This window comes from Oceanospirillum linum (genome assembly GCF_001995095.2).
Classification (GTDB): domain Bacteria; phylum Pseudomonadota; class Gammaproteobacteria; order Pseudomonadales; family Halomonadaceae; genus Oceanospirillum; species Oceanospirillum linum.
The window spans coordinates 240,672-259,836 of record NZ_MTSD02000002.1; the positions used below are offsets into that span (position 1 = coordinate 240,672).

Consider the following 19,165-nt stretch of genomic DNA (forward strand, 5'->3'; position numbering starts at 1 on the left):
CATCTTAAAGGCGCTAGCGTAGCCCATTCAACTGACGTTCAATATCGGTAAATACCTGATCGTATATGCCTACCAGAGCTTCCCGGTCACTACTATCTTTTGACCAGCGCCCCTCTACAGCCATATCAATTGCTTTCTGTTCAATATCAGACAGATTACCGATCTCTATCGGCTTGCCATTCAGAATCGAATTAACATCGGCCCTGGCTTTCTGAGCACTACGCAGGAGCCTCATAGAGCCCTCCATTACGTCGGCAAGCTTACTGATTTGCCCCGCCTGTTGATCAACTGTGCAGGCGGATTCAGCAGACTCTTTCAATGTTTCGCCAAACACGCCGGAGGTCTCACGGGCTTCATCAACCGCCTCACGCAATACCTCAAACCGGGATACCATAGAAGATAGCGTATCCATCATAATTTTGATGGATGACGAGATCTGCTGAGCCGTTCCCTGGGACTGATCAGCCAGACTTCGCACCTCATCCGCAACAACAGCAAAACCACGGCCAACCTCTCCTGCCCGGGCAGCTTCAATAGCGGCATTCAGAGCCAAAAGGTTGGTCTGGGAGGCCAGCTCATCAATTTGAGAGCTGCGATTTCGAATATCCGTTGCCGCATCAGTCAATGCCTGCAGAGCTGCAAAGCTGGATTCAGCTGACTGTCCCGCATCCATCAGAGCCGCAGACATTTTCTCTGCAGCCTGAACCATGTCGCTCGCTGTTTCAGAAAAACTATGCGAAAAATCTGCAATATGACTCGCTTGCTCATTCACATTTTCCAGCGTCGCATTTGTCGTATCCATTGCCGAAGACATGCCTCGCTCTGAGCGTAGAAAAATCCTGGACAGCAGAGACTCACGATCAACAATTTCCTGTGTGCGATGAACCTCATCAAGCACCTGCTGAATCTCTTCCAGCACACCACGAAACGTTTCATGTAAGCCGGTGACCTGTAATTTACGGAAATACAGGCCATTTCCGGATGCCCGAATTGCACCCAGAATTTCACGAAAAGCCGTCTCAGTCTGATCAAGGGCAGAGTTGATACTGATACGAAGCTGATCAAGCTCCGGGTCATTCAGCGTGTTCGGTAATCGCTGCTCCAATCGGCCATCAGCAACCTTCTGAAACAGAGACTGAATCTGAGCTACTTCAGGGTTCTGGCGAGGTTTCATAGTCAAGCCCAACAGCCAAACAGCAGCCAGAACACTGCTAACAACAGCTGCAGCTGGCTGCCAGGCAGAAGCTACCGCGCCCAACAGCAAAAGCAGTACAGGGAGCAAATACTGACTAGATTGTGAGAACCAGTTCTTCATAAGTCTTACCCTCCTGCTTTAATAGTGTATCGAGAACCTGAAAACCCGCATCCAGAGCATCACGGGACCCAGCCCCTTTCTCCGCTGACAACAGTTGTTCATAAATAGGTATTATCGCATCTAAAGCTTCAGGCCGGGGGCAACGCCGAACAGAGGTATAACCCATCGGCTGGCCATTGTTTCCCATATCGGGTGTCATATGAGCCAGTACCCAGTAGAAACTGCCGTCTTTGCTCATATTCTTCACATAAGCAAAAAACTCTTTACCGGACTGAATAGTGTCCCAGGCCAGCTTAAAAGCTGTCCTTGGCATATCAGGATGCCGGATAATATTATGTTGGACGCCCAACAGTTCCTGTTCTGTATAACCGGAAAATTCAAGAAAAATCGGGTTGCAGTAAGTAATTCGTCCTTTAGCATCGGTTTTGGAAACAATAAAGTCTTCCGGACGCATCTTACGCTCGATCTGTGTCGGCTTGATCGATTTAGGTTTCAAAGTAACCTCACTTTTTTCAACACAGTCACAGGACTGAGTTCTGGTTAGCCCCGATTAGATAAGAGGCCTCACAACGTGCCTGGAATGGCAGACCTTCATACAAATATTGTCTGAAAAGGTAGAACCAAAGCACGCCACCAATATGGCCAGGGCAGCGACCAGGAACGCATAAAGAAGAAAAGCTACAACCCTGTCGTTAAGGGCTACTGGTTTGCTGTGCAGAGACTGCATGGCCAAAAACCAGCCAACGTCACCACCCATCCGGCCCAGTATTAAACTATTCAGGTCGTCAAGAAGCAACGTTAATGTCATATTCCTTAAGTAACTTCAAGTAACTGACGACAAAAATTAGCGCAAATTCAGCTAAGATGCTGCTTTTTTATCATCCGGAGTAAAGTTGGCAGTATGAAGCTCACCAGCATCCGGCCCCGCCGCAGGTGCACCTGTCTGCAGTACCTTTGACTGGTTTTCTACTGCAAGAGCACGGGTGGATTTGTCACTCAGAAAAATAAATACGCCCAGAGCGATCAGCAAAAAGGCTGTACTGCTGATAATAGCCACCGGGTAATAGAGGTTTCCAGCCAGATCAAACTGGCTATATTTGATGACCATGATCAACCCTTCCAGTGACAAGGCGACACATACGGTTCCGATAAAACGAGGAATCGTCCTCCTTAAAGCCGCCACCGGGTCTTCATCTTCTGCTTCTTCTCCGGAATACTCCTTATGGATAACCAGAGCTAATTCAAAAACAGCCAGCGCGATAATCCCAGTGTTAATACTCCCCAGAAAAATCTGCATAAACCCTACGCCATCGACCAGATCATTAAAGATGTCGAAAATCAGAGAGAAAACAATTGCAAGGGCCAAAACCAAGAAAATAATTGAGAAGAGTTTGGCAAAGGATGTGCGTATCAGGAGATTCGTTTGTGAGTTCATCAGAACGCCTTTTATTAAACTTAAATCTAAAGTACCTTACTATACTCACCGGATGAATGAATTAAAAAATCTCTTTTATTGAAATGTTTCCACCGAAAAAGAATCTAACATGCTGATTTATCGAATATTAACAAAGGCTGTATACAAAAAAATTATGCTTACATCCGATAGGTTAAGGTTACATGCAGTGCCTGTTTGTTTTTACCATCAACAATAGGACTGTCGGTAATCGTAGTATCAAAATACTCAAACCGGTAGGAACTATGCACGCCCCACCGTTGGTCAAAGATATAACTTACATTGACGCTGGCAAACAGGTTCAAAGCGCTATCAGGCTCATAGAAAAACCTGCCTTTATTGGTATCAACATTCCGGCCGGAGACCCCGTACAGGTGACGGACATAATCCTGACTTTGCCAGTAAAACCCAGTATTCGCTTTTAGGTTCAACCCTAATCCCCGGCCGAACAAAATATGTTCCACGGCAACTTCTGCAGTAAAGCCGTCAGAATTGCCGGATATATCCTGCTCCATCTTCAGAGTCAGTTGCCGATACCTGAACTGCGCTAAAAAAGTCACATCACCACCACCGGATTCATAGCCATCCAGCTCAGGAGCCCTTGACGCTTTAAAGCCAGGAATCCAGTTTGTATGATAACTATCATCCCGATAGCCAACACCTAAACCATACTGAGCGTCAGGAAAACGGATTATGTACTGAGCGATACCATACTTTGGACCAATATGCCAGTTACCGACTTCAGCATTAATAAAAGGTAAAGCCGTGTTTTGTGTCATGCCCCCCCTTCCATGAAGCCCGCTGCACACCAGACATCAGGCCAAACTCCCAGCGCACTTGATCGGAATACTCCTCAGATTCCCTGTTCATTTGGCCACTAGCCAGGACCACATCAGATACCAGCATAACACCCCAAACAATGCTTAATGAAGCTTTGACATAAGTAGAAGAGAATGGTTTGAACATTCTGCAAGGTAATATCATGACGTAGTATCCTAGTTTTCAACACACGAAAAATAACGAGGAAGCAAGTCTAAGGGGAAACAACATCAGCTGCTTGTGATAAATGTCACAATCTAAATCGTGACATTTATCACTTCGCAATAACCATCTAAAAAAGCTAGAGTTTCTACATAATTTTCAGCCGTGAACAGCCTGACATGAACCAACCAGACACAGCTCAGTCCTACCTAAGAAAAGCGCTAAGCAATCGGATTGAGCAAATAAAAGACCGTTATGAATTCCTACTGGCATTGTTTACATGGAGCTTCGTAAGTTTATATACCTTTAATAGCTGGCTGGTACCAAGCGTAATTCCGAACCACCTGCCGGAAGTTTCTGCACTAAACATTACCCTACTCTGCTCAGCTTTTTTCCTATATCTGCTATACATGATCTTCACTGACTTTTACAGATGGCGCTGGCCTCAATGGCAAAAACAGGTACTGATCATCACATTAATGATTCAATGTGGTCTGATGCTGTTCTTTAACATTGGGCTAACGGCAATTCTGCTAATTATCTACCTCGTAAGGCTGGTGGATTATGGACTAAAGCCAAAACTGATTATCCCTGTGATAGCTCTCCCCCTAGTCATAGCATTGATTAAAGCTGATTCTGGAAACTCCCAGCACACTCTGGTCAATGGGCTGGCCTTTACCTTGTACAATGCCTTTGCCTATTTATTTGCTATTCGTTTGCACTCAGAACGCCAGGCCCGAGCTCAATCCGCCAATTTATTGAGAGAACTAAAAGCAACCCAATCTTTGCGTTACAACACCATAGCTCGTGACGAACGTCTTCGGATCGCTAGAGATTTACACGATACACTAGGCCATCACTTAACGGGTCTGAGCATTCAGCTAGAAGTCGCAAGCCACTGCAAAGCAGAGCGTGCTGCAGAGCATGTTAGCAAAGCACAACAAATCACACGGTTGCTTCTGAGTGATGTCCGAAACTCCGTCAGCACCTTGCGGGAACAGCGAAAAATCAACCTGACATCAGCATTGCAGGCTCTTTGCAACAACCTACCTCAGCTTGAAGTCAAACTAAGAATATCTCCTGATTTGGAAATCTGTAATGCGCAGCTGGCCGGAGCTCTATTCAGGGCTGTGCAGGAAGCACTGACCAACTGTATGAAACACAGTACCGCTGAATAAATAGAAATACAGCTAAAAAAAGACCTCACCGGTTTAAGCTTAAGCCTGCAAGATAACGGCAATAACTGCTTGCCAAAGAAACGGATGCAATCTCCTCAATCTGGGAATGGACTAAGAGGAATGGAGGAACGGTTCCTCCCTTTTAACGGTAAAGTCAAAGCGGGCTATAACACGCAAGGATTCTCAGTTCAGATCAATGTGCCATTTTCTGATAGCGATCAATTTTAATCTAAATGCCACCGGATCAGATAAAAAGAGGAGCTCTCATCATGATTAATGTCCTTATTGTCGATGACCAAACTTTACTAAGAGAAGGCCTAAAAAGCTTGCTAGCTTTAAAGAAGAACATTCAGGTTGTGGCAGAAGCCGTCAATGGGCAGGAAGCTTTAGCCATTTTAGAGGATAAATCCCGTAATATTGATGTAGTTATGCTGGATATCCGCATGCCTATATTGGACGGAATAGGTGTCTTAAAAGCAATGAGAGAGCAGCACATGCAGCAGGCAGTACTGGTATTAACCACCTTTGATGATACCGAGCAAGCAATGGAATGCATTCGCCAGGGAGCAAAAGGCTACGCATTAAAAGATATCAACCTAGAGCGCCTAACCTGTGCCATCGAAGCCCTTGCAAAAGGAGGTACGGCCCTGTCGCCAGGTATTACAGACCGGATACTCACTACTCCTCCCAAAAAAAATGACTTCTACGAGCCTGTAATAGAAACACTCACAGAAGGCGAGCTGAAAGTACTTAGTTTGATCGCCGCAGGTTACTCTAATATCGAAATCGCTGCAGCTCTTCACCGTTCAGAAGGCACAATTCGCAATCAGGTTTCTTTCATTCTTAGGAAACTGGATGTTAGAGATCGCACTAGAGCCGTGCTTAAAGCTATTGACCTCGGACTACTCTAACACCACTAAAGCAACAGGAATTATCAGGGACAGCTTCAAACCGAGTGTTGCAACACCACTATATTTTGAAAACCTTCTCGGCCGCCCATTGAAGTTCTGATAGCTGCTCAGAAGCAAATCCGTTATGATGCCCGCGTATTTCAGGGGATAAGTTCAATACTGCGAGTATCACTTATCACCTCATATCAAGTATCAGGATTCCAATGAAAAAAACATTTAAGCTTTCCCATTCGAAGATCAAATATCCACGCCTGATCGAAGCGGCCAAAAACGAAGCCAAAAAATACCTTAAAAGAGAACGCAATAAGGTCTTACCTAAGGGTTTCGATTTTTGGGACTTTGACTGTAAGTTCGGCGCAGATACCGAAAGCGCACAAGAGATTCATGTTACACAGATCAATGAGAAAATAAGCCATGCTGAAGCTGAACAGTGGCAGAGCTTTTATCTGGAGATCATCGCAGTACCGGCAAACCGGGTTTTTGTTGAACGCGAAGAAGAGCCGGAGCAAATAAACGATGGCACCGAGGACGCTGTAGGTACTGTCCGGCAGCGTGAAGCAACAGATCCATTTGAAGATGATCAGCCCTCCGAAGATAGCTAGCGCTGCCTTCGCCACCAAAGACTTCAGTATCGGGTCTGCGTATTCTATATACGCAGACCAAGACCTGCTAAAAAACCGACAACCACTGATTTAACAGATACAACCCCACCGCGAGCCCTCCCATAGCGAAGACACCAACAAAAGGACTTACCTCACTTTGTTCCGGTGTTATTAAGTTCCATTGATGGGCTTCCAGCAATAACGGCACACTATCATCCCTATCTGCAGCCTGAAGCTGGTGAGCAGTAGGAATCCGGGGAATTATTTGCCAGAAGTCCGGTCGGGGTTGAGCCCGAATGGCGTCATCCAATAACGGACAAACGGAACACGGCAAGCACGCTTTCAACCGGATAACATGGGCACTGCTGTTTTCTTTATCAGGCTGCCCTGGTGCTTTCAGCCTCGCCATGAGAGTTTCAAGGCTTTGACGATCCCAAACTGCCGTATTACACATCATCGTTTCCGGCACGGAACCATCATATTGGACATCCACATAATGCACACCAATTTGCTCAATATCCTGAGCCAACTGCTCCTCCAGTAAAACCGGCAGCAGCTTCTGTATACTACGCTTAACCCCTTGGGGTACATCAACCTGATGAAAGCTCAGCAGCTCATCCGCCAAAAAGAGATACAGGTTAACCGTGGGACTTTCCGCAGCTAATGTCCCATGAAAATCTGAGAAATCCCCCTGCATGCCACTCTGAGCAAACCCACCTCCGTTACCTGATAATGCTAACTGATCCAATGGAAACCAAACCAGAGGGTTTTCAGGGTCTCGATATGGCTGGTAAATTACAGCCAGATTACGCGGCATAGTCCAAACTCCTTGCCTGAACGTTGATGATTCATGGTTGCGGTTATCACTCTTCAGCCTGCCGTATGAAGCGCTGCCGGGAAACGGGTTGAAAGCGACGCTGCAAGACAGATACATGGCCGGTATCAAGATCCCGTTCCAGCAAGGTGGTCAAAGCAAAGCGCTGTGCCTGCCAGTCAACCTGGGTAGTAATCATAAAAAACCGGCTGCGTATTGAAAATAGCTCCGCCAATTCCAGAGGTATGGATCGCTCCGTCAGAAACTTTGTCACAGATTGAATCGGCACATATTCAGCTCCCACCAGCAAGGACCTGGCCTGATCCTCTGTTTGCCCAAGCAGGGCAGCAAGGGCATCAGGGTTCGCAGCGTTAAGATTGATCTGGGTATGCGACGGAAGCCCCACCAGCATTTCACTCATCCGGAGGCGATCTTCCGGAGACCCCGCCGCCAGCAGCATCAGCTCATCGGTATCCAAAAGATTCTGGTCTGAGGTCCGATACGCAGGCGTCTGTAACAGGTAGTCATTATCTTCGGCCCCTGTCAGACCTGTCGGTATATTATTCTGGTCGATCCAGTCCAGAGCCTGATCTGCCAGAGCCTCCGGAACACCGTTGATACTCAGTAGTTGCCGCAAGCTGGTAAGATAGCGCACATCGGAATGGCCACCGTCTTCTTTCAGTAGGTTGTTGATATTCAGAAAACCATCCATTGGCAAAATACGGATGCGCAGACTGTCGTCTTCAGAACTATCATGACCGGTGTTCAACAGGAAATGGTCGAGCTGCCCCCAGGGTTCCGAAGGATGATCGTAAGCCTGCTCTCCTGCCGCCTGATCCTGTCGCCAGTCTTCTTTTAAAAGCGCAATGGCATAAGTTTCACCACCACGAGCATAGGCTTCAAGCTGCTGTTGCAGCTGGTAAGCTCCGGTTTGCTCTGTCCGGATACCCCCCTGACTCATCATACGCGCAGCCAGAATCGCCGCGATAGCAAAAATCAGCAGAACACTGATCAAAGCAACTCCAGACTGCCTGCCACCGGCCCAGACAGGTGGATTACGGGTCACAGGTGGTTTCATCAGATCCCCGTCCAGGCAAAAACACGACGAATAGCGCCATAAGTTTTATGGTTGAACCGGATTTCAATACCATCCGGTAAACGAAATAAATCCGTCACTCCCTGCTGGTTCTCTACTGGCCAGAACACCTGCCATGTGCCCTCAGCTGTCACGCGAATATTGAAATGGGTTACGCCGGTCAGTAACACCTGTATATGCGGCTTCGTGTCCTGAGCCCGGTCCAATACCGGCCAGAGTAGCCGCTGCAGCTCGCCATCCTGCAAACGATAGCCCACACGCTGTTTAACTCCGGTCAAAGGAAACCCATTGGATACCTTGGTTCCATCATGGGGTGAAGCTGACACCAGCCAATCGGCACTACGGGTGAACTCCAGAGGCAGTCCTCCACGATAATTCACAGCAAAAGCGGGAAAAGGATCACCTAATTCATCACGAATAGGGCGACGGGATAACTGCTTCAGATCTTGACCAATAACGGAAACAGCCTTTTGCAACTGACTGAAGCTATCGGAATGTTCCCGGGTGTGCTCATAGGTGCGAATAACACTATTGAGTAACTTATAACCCGCAAGCCCAATCAATGCGAAAATAGCAACAGCAATCAGCAGCTCCAGTAACGTAAAACCCGACTGCAGACGTCTTCCATCTCTCTTTAAATCAGAGGCAGGCTGATCTGTTATAAAACCCACGACCTATAGCTCCGTTCGCATAAAGCTGGTGAGCCGGGCCAGAGCAAAGCTTTTAGCGGAGGCCGTATCGCCATCTTCATGGCGGTATACCTCCAGCTCAACCCGTACTAAGAATGGCGATTCCGTGGAAAATACCTGTGCTTTCACAAGAAAGTGCCGCCCAGCCAGCTCCGCCTCACTGCTGCTTTCACCTATTCCAGGAGGCGTGCCAGCCAAGCGCAGTTCATTCATTTTGTTTTGGGCAACCCAGTTTGCGATCACCCGCTGCTCCAGTTGACTGCTCTGACGCACATAACCGCTACTGGCGGTAAGTAACCCCGCCGAAGCAACAGCCAGAATCGCCAATGCGATCATCACCTCAAGCAGCGTAAAGCCCTGCTGAGAAAAGGAACGGCACGGCAAGTATTGCGTTTTTTTAGCATGACAAGAGATATTGTACATAGGTGACTATTGCACCATATTCACGTACTGGGGGTCAGGGCGGTAGCGTAATGTGATCCTTCGCCGAGGCTGATCAACCCTGATCTGGCTAAGCTCAGTAAAACGGCTCATCGCAATAAGGAAGTGCTGCGCTTTTCTGCTATCACTGTAACGAAACTGAAGGAGTCCCGGTTGCTTAGGGTCTGCCCCCGCCTTATGTTGAACCAGGCTTAAACGGTAATCTGGGAGCACCTGCTTTAACCAGGTATCCAGCGGTATCAGATCTATCATACCGAACTGATTTAACCGGTTATATGCCGCCAACTGGGCCTGCTCCAGCCGGAGTGCCTGCTTTTGCTGCCAACTCTTACGTTGCTCAACTTTTTGCATCACCGGCTGCCAAACCAGTAAATAGAGCAGCGTCAGTAACAGAGCAGCGAACAGTAACTTTAATGCACTGCGATCACGTTCAGACAATTTATTCCAGCCGGACTTCACAGAGCCTGGCAGATACGCAGAAATCACAACCGGTGCCTGTGCCGTCAGAAAAGTGACTTTACGGCCAAAATCTGCTGCTATGTTCCGATTTAACACCATCAAATGCCTCCTTCCTTTGCTGTACATTAACCGACTTTACCTACCCATGCTTTTTCTGACATCAGGCTCGAGGCATCACATCCCGAGGCAGCTATCCCTTATCACGGGCCTGCACTGAGTACAGCTGATAATCCGGCAACCCGACACCATCACCAGATAGGGTAAGAACCTGATCCGGGTTATCAGGGAAGTAAAGTGTCACTGAAAAGGGCTGCGTCAAGCCCGACGATGACAGCAACAGCTCAGTGGCAGGCTTATCGGCTACCTGTAACGAAACATGTATCGTTCGTTCCGGCTGATATTCACCCAGAGAGCGAAGCTCCGGCTCAGACCATTGCCCGACAGGCTGACGTTTCAATACCATCAGTTCAATGCCCGCAGAAGGAACAAGCCCTTCTGAAACGGTCATCGGATCGTCACCATATTCCGGCTGAAATACCTTGAAACCATAACCGTCAGTCGCTGCTACAAAATTCAAAGGCAGGCCACTACGAATCGCTTCTTCTTGGGCGGAGATAAAAACAGCACGCAGACGTTCACCTTCGGCAATCAGCGCCCTCTGGCCGGAGTGGTCGCCCCTGAGGGCAACCGTTGCTGTCAGTAAAACACCGATAATGACAACAACGACCAGAATTTCAATCAGGGTAAAACCCTGTTGATGATTACCGGGTTTCACGGGGAGTTACTTGTCCCAATTGCCAATATCCGCATCGGTGCCTTCACCGCCAACCTGACCATCCGCCCCCAGGGAGTAGAGGTCAAAATGGCGGCTTTTTTCGCCGGGGCGCTTATAAATATATGCATTACCCCAGGGATCTTCAGGCATCTGAGGCAGATAGCCATCCGGATTCCAGTTTTTCGCGGCTGAAGGTTTTTCGACCAATGCTTTCAGGCCTTCCTCATTTGTGGGGTAACGGAAGTTATCCAGCTTGTACATATCCAGGGCATTACTGATAGAACGAATATCATTCTTCGCAACCGTTACCCGTGCTTCATCCGGGCGACCCAGAATCGAAGGCGCAACCAAGGCCCCCAGAATACCCAGAATAACCACAACAACCATAATTTCGATCAGGGTAAAGCCCTGTTGCTTATGGCAATTACGCTGCGCCGAAGCGTTGTTTTTTGAGCAGATTTCGTCTTGCATCTGTATGTCCTGAGCCTTCATAAAAATTCCTTCAAATATTCGCTAATATTATCTAAACAGAATCAGCCAATCAGCTGGTTCATATTCAAAATCGGTAACAAGATCGCCAGTACAATAGTCAATACAACACCGCCCATCGCAATCAGGACAACGGGTTCAAAAAGGCCAACGACGGTTGCCACCAGCGCTTCCAGTGTTTGCTGCTGCTGTTTCGCCGCACGATCCAGCATACTCTCCAGCTCCCCACTGCGCTCCCCACTGGCGATCATGTAGAGCATCATGGGAGGAAAACGCCCACTTTGCTCTAACGCTTTAAACAGCGAGGTTCCCTCCTTCACTTTACCGGCGATCTCACTGACCTGCTGGCGCATAAAATGATTCGGCATCACGGCAGCGGCGATACTAAGCCCCTCGACCAAAGGGACACCGCTACGGGATAAAATGCTCAGGGTTCCCGCAAAACGGGAAGCATTAATACCACGACTGATTCTGCGGGTCAGACGAAAATCCGTCAGCCAGCGATCAACCTGTAAACGAAATCCCGGCTTACGGTAAGCAGAAGAAAAGCCAAGAAACCCAAGGCAAAGCAACAAAAGAAGATGCAGGCCAAACTGGTTCAGAAAATCACTCACTGCAATCAGCCCGGCCGTTAGTGGTGGCAGGTCATTCCCGGTGCGGGTAAAGACCTTCACAACATCCGGCACAACCACCGCCAGAAGAAAACTGACAATCGCAATGGAGGCCAGTGTCAAAAGCCCTGGGTATAACAGTGCCAGCTGGATTTTCTGACGCGCCTGCTCACGCTGCTCCGTATAATCTGCCAGCTCATTCAGCACCAGATCCAGATGTCCGGCGTGCTCACCGGCGGCCACTGTTGAGCGATACATTTCAGGAAACGCATTCGGGAAACCGGCCATGCCATCGGCCAGGGTGTGGCCTTCCAATACACGTGACCGGACACCCAGTAACAAACTTTTCACCTTTGGCCGTTCAGACTGGGCGGCGACCGCCTGAAGCACCTCTTCCAACGGCATTGCCGCCTGTACCAACGTCGCCATTTGACGAGTGCAGAGCGCCAGCTCTTTAACCGACATACCGGGGCCGGCAAGAAACCGGCTGGGCTTACTTCCGGCATTAACAACGGGCTCAACAGATACCGCAATCAACCCCTGATCACGAAGCAGCTGGCGAATATGACGAGGGCTTTCACCCTCCATAACACCTTTCTTTTTCGCCCCTGAGCTGGTGACAGCCTGATAATTAAAAGCAGCCATGATCAATCATCCCGGGTCACACGCAGTACCTCTTCAACGGTGGTGACACCGGCCCTTACCAGGCGCAGGCCATCCTGCCGGATCGTCTGATAAGACTCGCCATTCAGAGCTGTTGCCTGCTTCAGATATTGCTCAACCTCCTGCTCACCGGCTTGCTGATGAATCAGGCGGCGTATATCTTCATCTACCGCTAACAGTTCATAGATACCGGTTCGTCCCCGGTATCCCTGCTGATTACAGTGTGGACAGCCCTGCGCATGGTAGAGGGTTACCGAGTCTGAAGCCGATAACCCCATCAGTCTGCGCTCGGTATCATCCGGTTCGTAGGGTGAACGGCACTCGGTGCAAAGCACCCGAACCAGGCGCTGTGCCAGGACACCTAACAGGCTTGAAGCCAACAGAAAGGGTTCAACCCCCATATCCTGTAAACGGGTCACCGCACCGGCGGCAGTATTAGTGTGCAAGGTAGACAAAACAAGGTGCCCCGTAAGACTGGCCTGCACGGCTATCTCAGCGGTTTCAATGTCGCGGATTTCACCCACCATCACCACATCAGGATCCTGACGTAACATGGCACGAAGGCCACGGGCAAAGGTCATATCAACCTTGGGGTTAACCTGTGTCTGACCCACACCTTCCAGGTTGTACTCAATAGGATCTTCCACCGTCATAATATTACGGCTGGAATCATTCAAAGCGGTCAGGGAGGCATAGAGCGTGGTGGTTTTACCTGAGCCGGTTGGCCCGGTCACCAGAAAAATGCCATGGGGCTTGGCCAACAGGTTTTTCAACCCTGCATGAACCTGTTCCGACATACCCAGCTGCGCCAGATCCATACGCCCAGCGTTCTTATCCAGAATACGCAGTACCACCCGTTCACCATTACTGGAGGGTAACGTTGAAACACGAACATCCACTTCACGGCCACCCAGACGCAGCGATATACGCCCATCCTGTGGCACCCGTTTTTCAGCGATATCCAGTTTAGCCATCACCTTAATACGTGAGATCAGCAACGGGGCCAACGCCCGCTTTGGCTCGACGACAGGTCGCAAAATACCATCAACACGAAAACGGACGACAAGGCGCTTTTCAAACGTCTCAATATGAATATCAGAGACACCATCGCGAATGGCTTCCTGCAACAGGCCATTAATCAGGCGAATAATGGGGGCATCATCCTGCTGATCCAACAGATCTTCTGTTTCAGAAACCGAGTCCGCAAGACTGGCCAGATCCATCTGGTCGCCGATACCCTGCACCATCTGCAGTGTTTCGGAGGAGTCTGATTGGTAACTTTGGGTAAGCTGCTGCTCAAATATCTCTGGAGCCAACACCTCAAGCGCATCCGGTGTACCACAGACGCGAATCGCTTCACCTAACGCCGTCGTATTCAGAGGTTCACGGGCGTAACAAACCAAGCCGCGCTCACTGAGGGTCAACAAAACCCCTTGTTTCTTGGCAAAGGTGAAAGGAAGTGCTGTAAAAACCGTAAGGCCGGATAAAAAAGGCAGTGCCTTTGCACTTTCTGAGAGGGTCGGTGCCCCCTCTGCAGAGGTATCCGGTGAGACTGGGGTTGCAGGAAAATCCGGGCACATATCAATCCTTCCCACCCTCAAATAACTGCTCGACACTCCCCTGCGCCGATTGTCCTGCGTCACCACCGTGTCGGTCCTGCAGTTCGCCGTTATAGGCACCAACACGGTATATCCCTTGATATTTTGCATCAGCAATGGCTTTCAGCCGGTTGCTGTCGCGAATAATTTTAGGGCGCAGAAATACCAGCAGATTACGCTTTGTTTTTGTGATCTGGGTGCTGCGAAAAAGCGCACCGATAAGAGGAATATCACCTAAAAGCGGAACTTTACTGACGGATTCCTGAATATCATCCTGAATCAAACCGCCTAACACAATCGTTTCACCGTCAGATACCAGAATCGTAGTATCAATGGAGCGTTTATTCGTAATACGGTCGGCTGACCCTGTGGCCAATGGGTTGTCGGACGCCACTAATGAAGAAACCTCCTGCAAAACCTCGAGACGCACACTATCATCATCATTGATTTGAGGTTTAACTTTGAGAGTCACCCCCACATCTTCCCGGCTGATCGTGGTAAAAGGGTTTGTAGTGGTTGAACTGGTCGTTGTACCGGTCAGAAAAGGGACATTCTGGCCAACAACAAACTCTGCTTCTTCATTATCCAGCGTCATAACACTCGGTGTTGAAAGCAGGTTCGCATTCGATGTTGTCGCCAGAGCCTGAACCAGAAGCCCTAAATCCTGCCCATCAACAGAACCACTGCCACCTAAAAAAGCACCACTGACTTTACCTATTGTCGCCGCACCTCCGGTTGTTACCGCATCAGAGATTAAACTGGCACCGGAAACCCCCGCATTACCAAAGCTGGTTCCGCCAACAGGCCCGTTCTCAAAATCACCCACAAGCCACTGGACGCCCAGTTGCTCACCATTACTGCCACTCACCTCCACAATAACCGCCTCAATTAACACCTGCGACCGGCGGATATCCAGCTGAGAAACCAGACTTTTTACTTCGGACATCACCATAGGTTCGGCCCGAATCACAAGGGCATTTAAAGACTCATCAGCTTGGAACTGAGCTTTTGTCACCGTCATAGGGGCTTTCTCAGAGGAGGAAGATGTATCATTGATCACCTTATCCAGTAACTCGGCCACCTTGACAGCTTCAGCATAATTCAACTGAATAACCTGTGTAACGCCCTTGCTTTCAAAGGGCTTATCCAGCTTAGCGATCAGATTCTTTATACGTTGACGATCAGGGTCACTCCCCTTGAGTATCAGTCGGTTAGAACGCTCATCAGCCACAATAGTAAAGCGACCATCCTGGTTTTTAGCTTTACTGCCAGACTGTGCAGATTCTAACTCTTCAATCAGGGTTGCCAAATCACCAACCCAGGCATGCTGCAGACTGATCACTTCGATCTGCTCATCTTTACCCGCATCTATCCTTGAAATAATCCTCTTCAGGCGTTCAATGTTAGCCCCATGGTCAGAGATAATCAGTGCATTAGACGACTGAACCCCCGCCAGATGACCATACTGAGGAACCAGAGGCCGCAGCACGGGAACAACTTCCGATACTGTTGCAGACTTTAATTGAATGACCTCAGTAAGGAAGCTATCACCAGTACGAATTGCAGACCGGTTACCTTCCTGCTTACTTGTTGCGTTTGGAATAATTTTGATCGCGCCATCATCAGTCTCAACAGCAACAAAGCCATGAACATTCAGGACAGAAAGAAAGAGTTGATATACAGCCTCATCATCCATTGATGCCTTGGAAATAACCGTGACCCGCCCTTTAACCCTGGGGTCCACAATAAAGCTTTTACCGGTGAAGTCGGCGATCTGACTGATAAAAGCATCAATTTCGGCATCTTTAATATTCACTTTCCACTGCCCGGCAGATACCGGCAGTGAAAAAATCAGAACGCTGATGAGTATTATTTTTTTAAACACCGAAACTCCATTTTTATCTGTGAGTCTGTCTGTTGCCAATGTTTGATTTCAGGATGACCGGCCAGTGACAAGAATACCTTAAAATACAAACAATAACGATTCTCAGAAACCTTATTTAAGGAAAAATTTAACAAACTTAACGTGTTACAGGAAAAGTAACAGCAAACTGCCGGGAGCCACGCTGAATCATCACCTCTACCTCCTGCTTTTGGGAAAGAGTTCCCAGCAGCTGAGCATCCGATTGAGGGTCACCCAGGGCTGTTCCGTTAACCGATAAGATCACATCGCCCATCTCCAGCCCTGCGGACGTCAGCAGGGAGGCATACGGACTATCCCCTACCTGATAGCCACCATTAGCCGCAGGTGTTATTCCCGCTTCACCAAGCAGCCTCACAGGATCTTCCTGCATTTTCTTCTGGTATTTGCGCATAAAGGCCGCTGCGTTCAATCTGCGTATATCACTGCCCAACTCTGTTTGAGGAAGGTTCTGAACAGCCCTGGGAACAGAAGGCGAAGAGGTAACAGCCCGCTGAGCAGCAGATACCTTGGGTTCCGGTAAGCGCTGAACAGGTGACAATACTCCGGAACCGCCTGATGTGCGGAAGTACAGCACCTCTGAGCGCCCTTTACGGTTCAGCAGCACACGGTCATCGTATACCGTTTTCAGGTAAATACCGGACTCAACCTCGTCACCGGTCTTGTAGTAACGGGCTTTTTTGTTCAGCGTCGCAATGATAGCGCCAGAGTCAGCATTATCCGGGGCAACAAAAACGGCACTCAGTACCATTTTTAGAGGTGTTGACGGAGCCTGCACCGGCTCCTCCACGGCATCGTCCTGATCAAAAAGGCGCTGATATGCTAATTCAGAAGGGATAAGGTCTGGGCGCTGGCCTGCAATTAGCCAGGATTCAACAGCCTGATTAGAAAGCACCACATTGTCTGGGTCAGAGAACTGCAGAGCAGCAAGCGCACCCAATTGCCATCCCACAATACCGGTCAGGAGGGCACCCGTCAGGGGTGCCAAAGCGGCCTGAAGCTTATGCCATAGCATCATCAGAACACCTTCTCTTTGTATTTAATCAGAGCCTGGTCTGCTGGCTTTCTGGGGACAGGCAGATCAGGCACCGCCTCTTTCAGGCGACCATTCACCCGGACAGACAGCCAGCCATCCTGATTCAACACTCCCGACACAAGAGCGCCATCGTCACCCAACCGGGTAACAGTGGCATGAATATCGCCGGTTTGACTCTGGGTTGATACCCGAATCGCTAATTGAGGATAACGAATCAGCTGAGGAGAGCGCCCTCCGGGCGGTAAAAAATAGGTATCGCCACCTTGCCAGACAATAGCGCCGGATAAGGTTTCAGGTTTACCATCGACAAAGCTGAAACCTAGCCGGTTCACTGAAGCCGTACCGGATATCCAGGCTTTATTTTGTTTCAGAAAAGGGTTCAGTAGCAGGGGGTGAATATGCCCCGACACCTGGCCTTTAAGGCCTGTCAGCCTCCAGTTTGGGGTTGCGGTAAGCTCCAGCTTTGTACCAGGGTGGCTCAATGCCAGTGAAAAAAAACGACCATGGCTCAGCAAAGCAGGCAAACCAAGCTGCCAGTCAACCTTAAACTGAAGCAGCTGATCTTTATTGGAAATGGAAAGTACAGAGTGCCCGTTCCAGGCCGTTCCTCCAATGGATACCAGGGACAGTTCCTCAGGAAGCTTTAAAGATTTCTCTACATACCCCCAGGCCACTTTCGCCGGAAAGTTTGCGATTAGCCCTAAAAAGAAAGCTATGGGCAGAATAAATTTCACCCATTTCCTGGAAAAAAAAACGCCACGTTGACTCATACAATCCTTTTCTAGCTCAGTCGATCCCACAGGCCATCAATACTGGATATTTTCTCCTGGTGAGCCAACAGCTCATCGTCAGAAGCGGTGATAACGGGAAGTGGATTACGATTGGGGTTCAGGCGGTGAATAGCGGTCACATCAGAATGATCGTTACCATTTTCTTCACTTTCAGCCACCAGTTTCAGGTCGGTCTGACCACCGGTCATTCGCAGATAAACATCTGCAAGAATTTCAGCATCAAGCAATGCACCGTGCAGCTCACGATGGGAGTTATCGATATCGTACTTTTTGCACAGAGCATCCAGAGAATGGCGTGAGCCGGGATGCATCTGGCGGGACATCACAAGGGTATCAAGGATCTGACAATGATCCTCCGTTTTACCATAGGTCGAGCCGGTCGCCTCATCCAACCACTTAAACTCGTGATCCATAAAGCCCACATCGAAAGGCGCGTTATGAATAACCAGTTGGCTGCCCCGGATAAAGTCAAAAAACTCCTGGGCAACTTTGGCAAATACCGGCTTATCGCTCAGAAAGTCGAGAGAGATACCGTGTACTTCTTCCGCTTCAGCATCAATTTCCCGCTCAGGGTTAATGTACTGATGGTAAGTGCGGCCGGTAAACTTACGGTTAATCAGCTCTACGCAACCAATTTCGATAATTCTATGGCCACGGGAAGCCTCAAGGCCTGTCGTTTCCGTATCCAGTACAACTTGTCTCATGGAACTGTCTTCTCACGATGTGTTAAAACAAAAACGCAGAATCATAGCAGGGCGAAAATATAATGGAACGGGTTCTGTCATCAAATCCCGGCTGGCTATTTATCAAACCCCGACTGGCCACTCATTTTACTGCCCTGTTAGCAACTCTGCTATCGCTTCATTAGCCAGCTCATCTGCGCGCTCATTATCCGGATGACCAGCATGCCCTTTCACCCAGGACCATGTCACTTTATGCTGCCCGACAGCGGCATCAAGCCGTTGCCAAAGATCCTGATTCTTAACCGGCTTCTTATCAGCTGTTTTCCAGCCTCGCTTTTTCCAGTTGTGGATCCACTGGGTGATACCCTGTCGCAGATACTGAGAGTCGGTTGTCAGCTCAACCTCACATGGACGCTTCAGTAGCTCTAAGGCCTGAATAGCCGCCATCAACTCCATACGATTATTCGTTGTTTCTTTTTCAGAGCCTTTAATCTCTTTTTTTGCATCGCCATAGTAGAGTATCGCCCCCCAGCCGCCCGGGCCGGGGTTTCCTTTACAACCACCATCGGTAAATATGCGCACCAACTGGTTACTCAAAACAACCTCTCATAAATCCACAATCCCTTTATCAGGGAGTATGTAAATCATCCGAAACACCC

The 19,165-nt window shown here is 48.9% G+C and carries 21 protein-coding genes; 3 read left to right on the top strand and 18 right to left on the bottom strand.

What is annotated here, in order from left to right:
• Positions 1-13: 13 nt before the first annotated feature.
• The 4 genes from BTA35_RS18685 to BTA35_RS06215 form a co-directional block, all read right to left on the bottom strand.
• Positions 14-1,315 (bottom strand): methyl-accepting chemotaxis protein, encoded by a 1,302-nt coding sequence (locus BTA35_RS18685; protein WP_078318955.1) that lies wholly within the window; start codon positions 1,313-1,315, stop codon positions 14-16.
• Positions 1,290-1,811, bottom strand: coding sequence for a PAS domain-containing protein (locus tag BTA35_RS06200; protein WP_078318956.1), 522 nt, complete (start codon positions 1,809-1,811; stop codon positions 1,290-1,292). Before BTA35_RS06200 ends, BTA35_RS18685 begins: the two co-directional genes overlap by 26 nt.
• Positions 1,812-2,174: 363 nt before the next feature.
• Positions 2,175-2,750, bottom strand: coding sequence for a hypothetical protein (locus BTA35_RS06210; protein ID WP_202931193.1), 576 nt, complete (start codon positions 2,748-2,750; stop codon positions 2,175-2,177).
• A 158-nt stretch (positions 2,751-2,908) separates the two neighbouring features.
• On the bottom strand, positions 2,909-3,547 hold the full coding sequence (locus BTA35_RS06215; RefSeq protein WP_078318958.1) for a MipA/OmpV family protein: 639 nt from the start codon (positions 3,545-3,547) through the stop codon (positions 2,909-2,911).
• Positions 3,548-3,928: 381 nt separating this feature from the next.
• On the opposite strand from BTA35_RS06215, the gene BTA35_RS06225 reads away from it, so the two are divergent.
• From BTA35_RS06225 to BTA35_RS06235, 3 genes are all read left to right on the top strand, one after another.
• Positions 3,929-4,927: a sensor histidine kinase gene (locus BTA35_RS06225; RefSeq protein WP_078318960.1), complete on the top strand. Its 999-nt coding sequence runs from the start codon at positions 3,929-3,931 to the stop codon at positions 4,925-4,927.
• Positions 4,928-5,196: 269 nt separating this feature from the next.
• Positions 5,197-5,838, top strand: a complete 642-nt coding sequence (locus BTA35_RS06230; RefSeq protein WP_078318961.1) for a response regulator — start codon at positions 5,197-5,199, stop codon at positions 5,836-5,838.
• Between the two features lie 203 nt (positions 5,839-6,041).
• Entirely contained in the window at positions 6,042-6,440 is a 399-nt protein-coding gene (locus tag BTA35_RS06235; RefSeq protein WP_238377511.1) for a DUF6172 family protein, read from the top strand.
• Positions 6,441-6,507: 67 nt separating this feature from the next.
• Here the strand turns inward: BTA35_RS06235 and BTA35_RS06240 are convergent, their stop codons facing one another.
• From BTA35_RS06240 to rnhA, 14 genes are all read right to left on the bottom strand, one after another.
• Positions 6,508-7,257, bottom strand: a complete 750-nt coding sequence (locus BTA35_RS06240; RefSeq protein ID WP_160055048.1) for a type II secretion system protein GspL — start codon at positions 7,255-7,257, stop codon at positions 6,508-6,510.
• A gap of 46 nt (positions 7,258-7,303) precedes the next feature.
• Entirely contained in the window at positions 7,304-8,332 is a 1,029-nt protein-coding gene (gspK, locus tag BTA35_RS06245) for a type II secretion system minor pseudopilin GspK (RefSeq protein WP_078318963.1), read from the bottom strand.
• Entirely contained in the window at positions 8,332-9,021 is a 690-nt protein-coding gene (gspJ, locus tag BTA35_RS06250; protein WP_078318964.1) for a type II secretion system minor pseudopilin GspJ, read from the bottom strand. Before gspJ ends, gspK begins: the two co-directional genes overlap by 1 nt.
• A gap of 3 nt (positions 9,022-9,024) precedes the next feature.
• On the bottom strand, positions 9,025-9,462 hold the full coding sequence (gene gspI / locus BTA35_RS06255; RefSeq protein ID WP_078318965.1) for a type II secretion system minor pseudopilin GspI: 438 nt from the start codon (positions 9,460-9,462) through the stop codon (positions 9,025-9,027).
• A 6-nt stretch (positions 9,463-9,468) separates the two neighbouring features.
• A complete protein-coding gene (locus BTA35_RS06260) occupies positions 9,469-10,038 on the bottom strand; it encodes a type II secretion system protein GspM (protein ID WP_160055051.1) in 570 nt (189 codons plus the stop codon).
• Between the two features lie 91 nt (positions 10,039-10,129).
• Positions 10,130-10,714: a prepilin-type N-terminal cleavage/methylation domain-containing protein gene (locus tag BTA35_RS06265; RefSeq protein ID WP_078318967.1), complete on the bottom strand. Its 585-nt coding sequence runs from the start codon at positions 10,712-10,714 to the stop codon at positions 10,130-10,132.
• A 6-nt stretch (positions 10,715-10,720) separates the two neighbouring features.
• A complete protein-coding gene (gene gspG / locus BTA35_RS06270; RefSeq protein ID WP_078318968.1) occupies positions 10,721-11,185 on the bottom strand; it encodes a type II secretion system major pseudopilin GspG in 465 nt (154 codons plus the stop codon).
• 62 nt (positions 11,186-11,247) lie between these two features.
• Positions 11,248-12,459: a type II secretion system inner membrane protein GspF gene (gene gspF, locus BTA35_RS06275; protein WP_078318969.1), complete on the bottom strand. Its 1,212-nt coding sequence runs from the start codon at positions 12,457-12,459 to the stop codon at positions 11,248-11,250.
• 2 nt (positions 12,460-12,461) lie between these two features.
• A complete protein-coding gene (gspE, locus tag BTA35_RS06280; protein WP_078318970.1) occupies positions 12,462-14,057 on the bottom strand; it encodes a type II secretion system ATPase GspE in 1,596 nt (531 codons plus the stop codon).
• 1 nt (position 14,058) lies between these two features.
• Entirely contained in the window at positions 14,059-15,960 is a 1,902-nt protein-coding gene (gspD, locus tag BTA35_RS06285) for a type II secretion system secretin GspD (protein ID WP_160055054.1), read from the bottom strand.
• A 136-nt stretch (positions 15,961-16,096) separates the two neighbouring features.
• Positions 16,097-17,014 (bottom strand): type II secretion system protein N, encoded by a 918-nt coding sequence (locus BTA35_RS06290; protein ID WP_078318972.1) that lies wholly within the window; start codon positions 17,012-17,014, stop codon positions 16,097-16,099.
• On the bottom strand, positions 17,014-17,766 hold the full coding sequence (locus BTA35_RS06295) for a hypothetical protein (protein WP_139363629.1): 753 nt from the start codon (positions 17,764-17,766) through the stop codon (positions 17,014-17,016). The genes BTA35_RS06290 and BTA35_RS06295 overlap by 1 nt, the downstream gene beginning before the upstream one ends.
• A gap of 47 nt (positions 17,767-17,813) precedes the next feature.
• The gene (gene dnaQ / locus BTA35_RS06300) at positions 17,814-18,527 is read right to left on the bottom strand and encodes a DNA polymerase III subunit epsilon (RefSeq protein ID WP_078318974.1); all 714 of its coding nucleotides are present in this window, start codon (positions 18,525-18,527) and stop codon (positions 17,814-17,816) included.
• 126 nt (positions 18,528-18,653) lie between these two features.
• Positions 18,654-19,103 carry a ribonuclease HI gene (rnhA, locus tag BTA35_RS06305; RefSeq protein WP_078318975.1) on the bottom strand — a complete coding sequence of 150 codons (450 nt, stop codon included), beginning with the start codon at positions 19,101-19,103 and terminating at the stop codon, positions 18,654-18,656.
• Positions 19,104-19,165 lie beyond the last annotated feature (62 nt).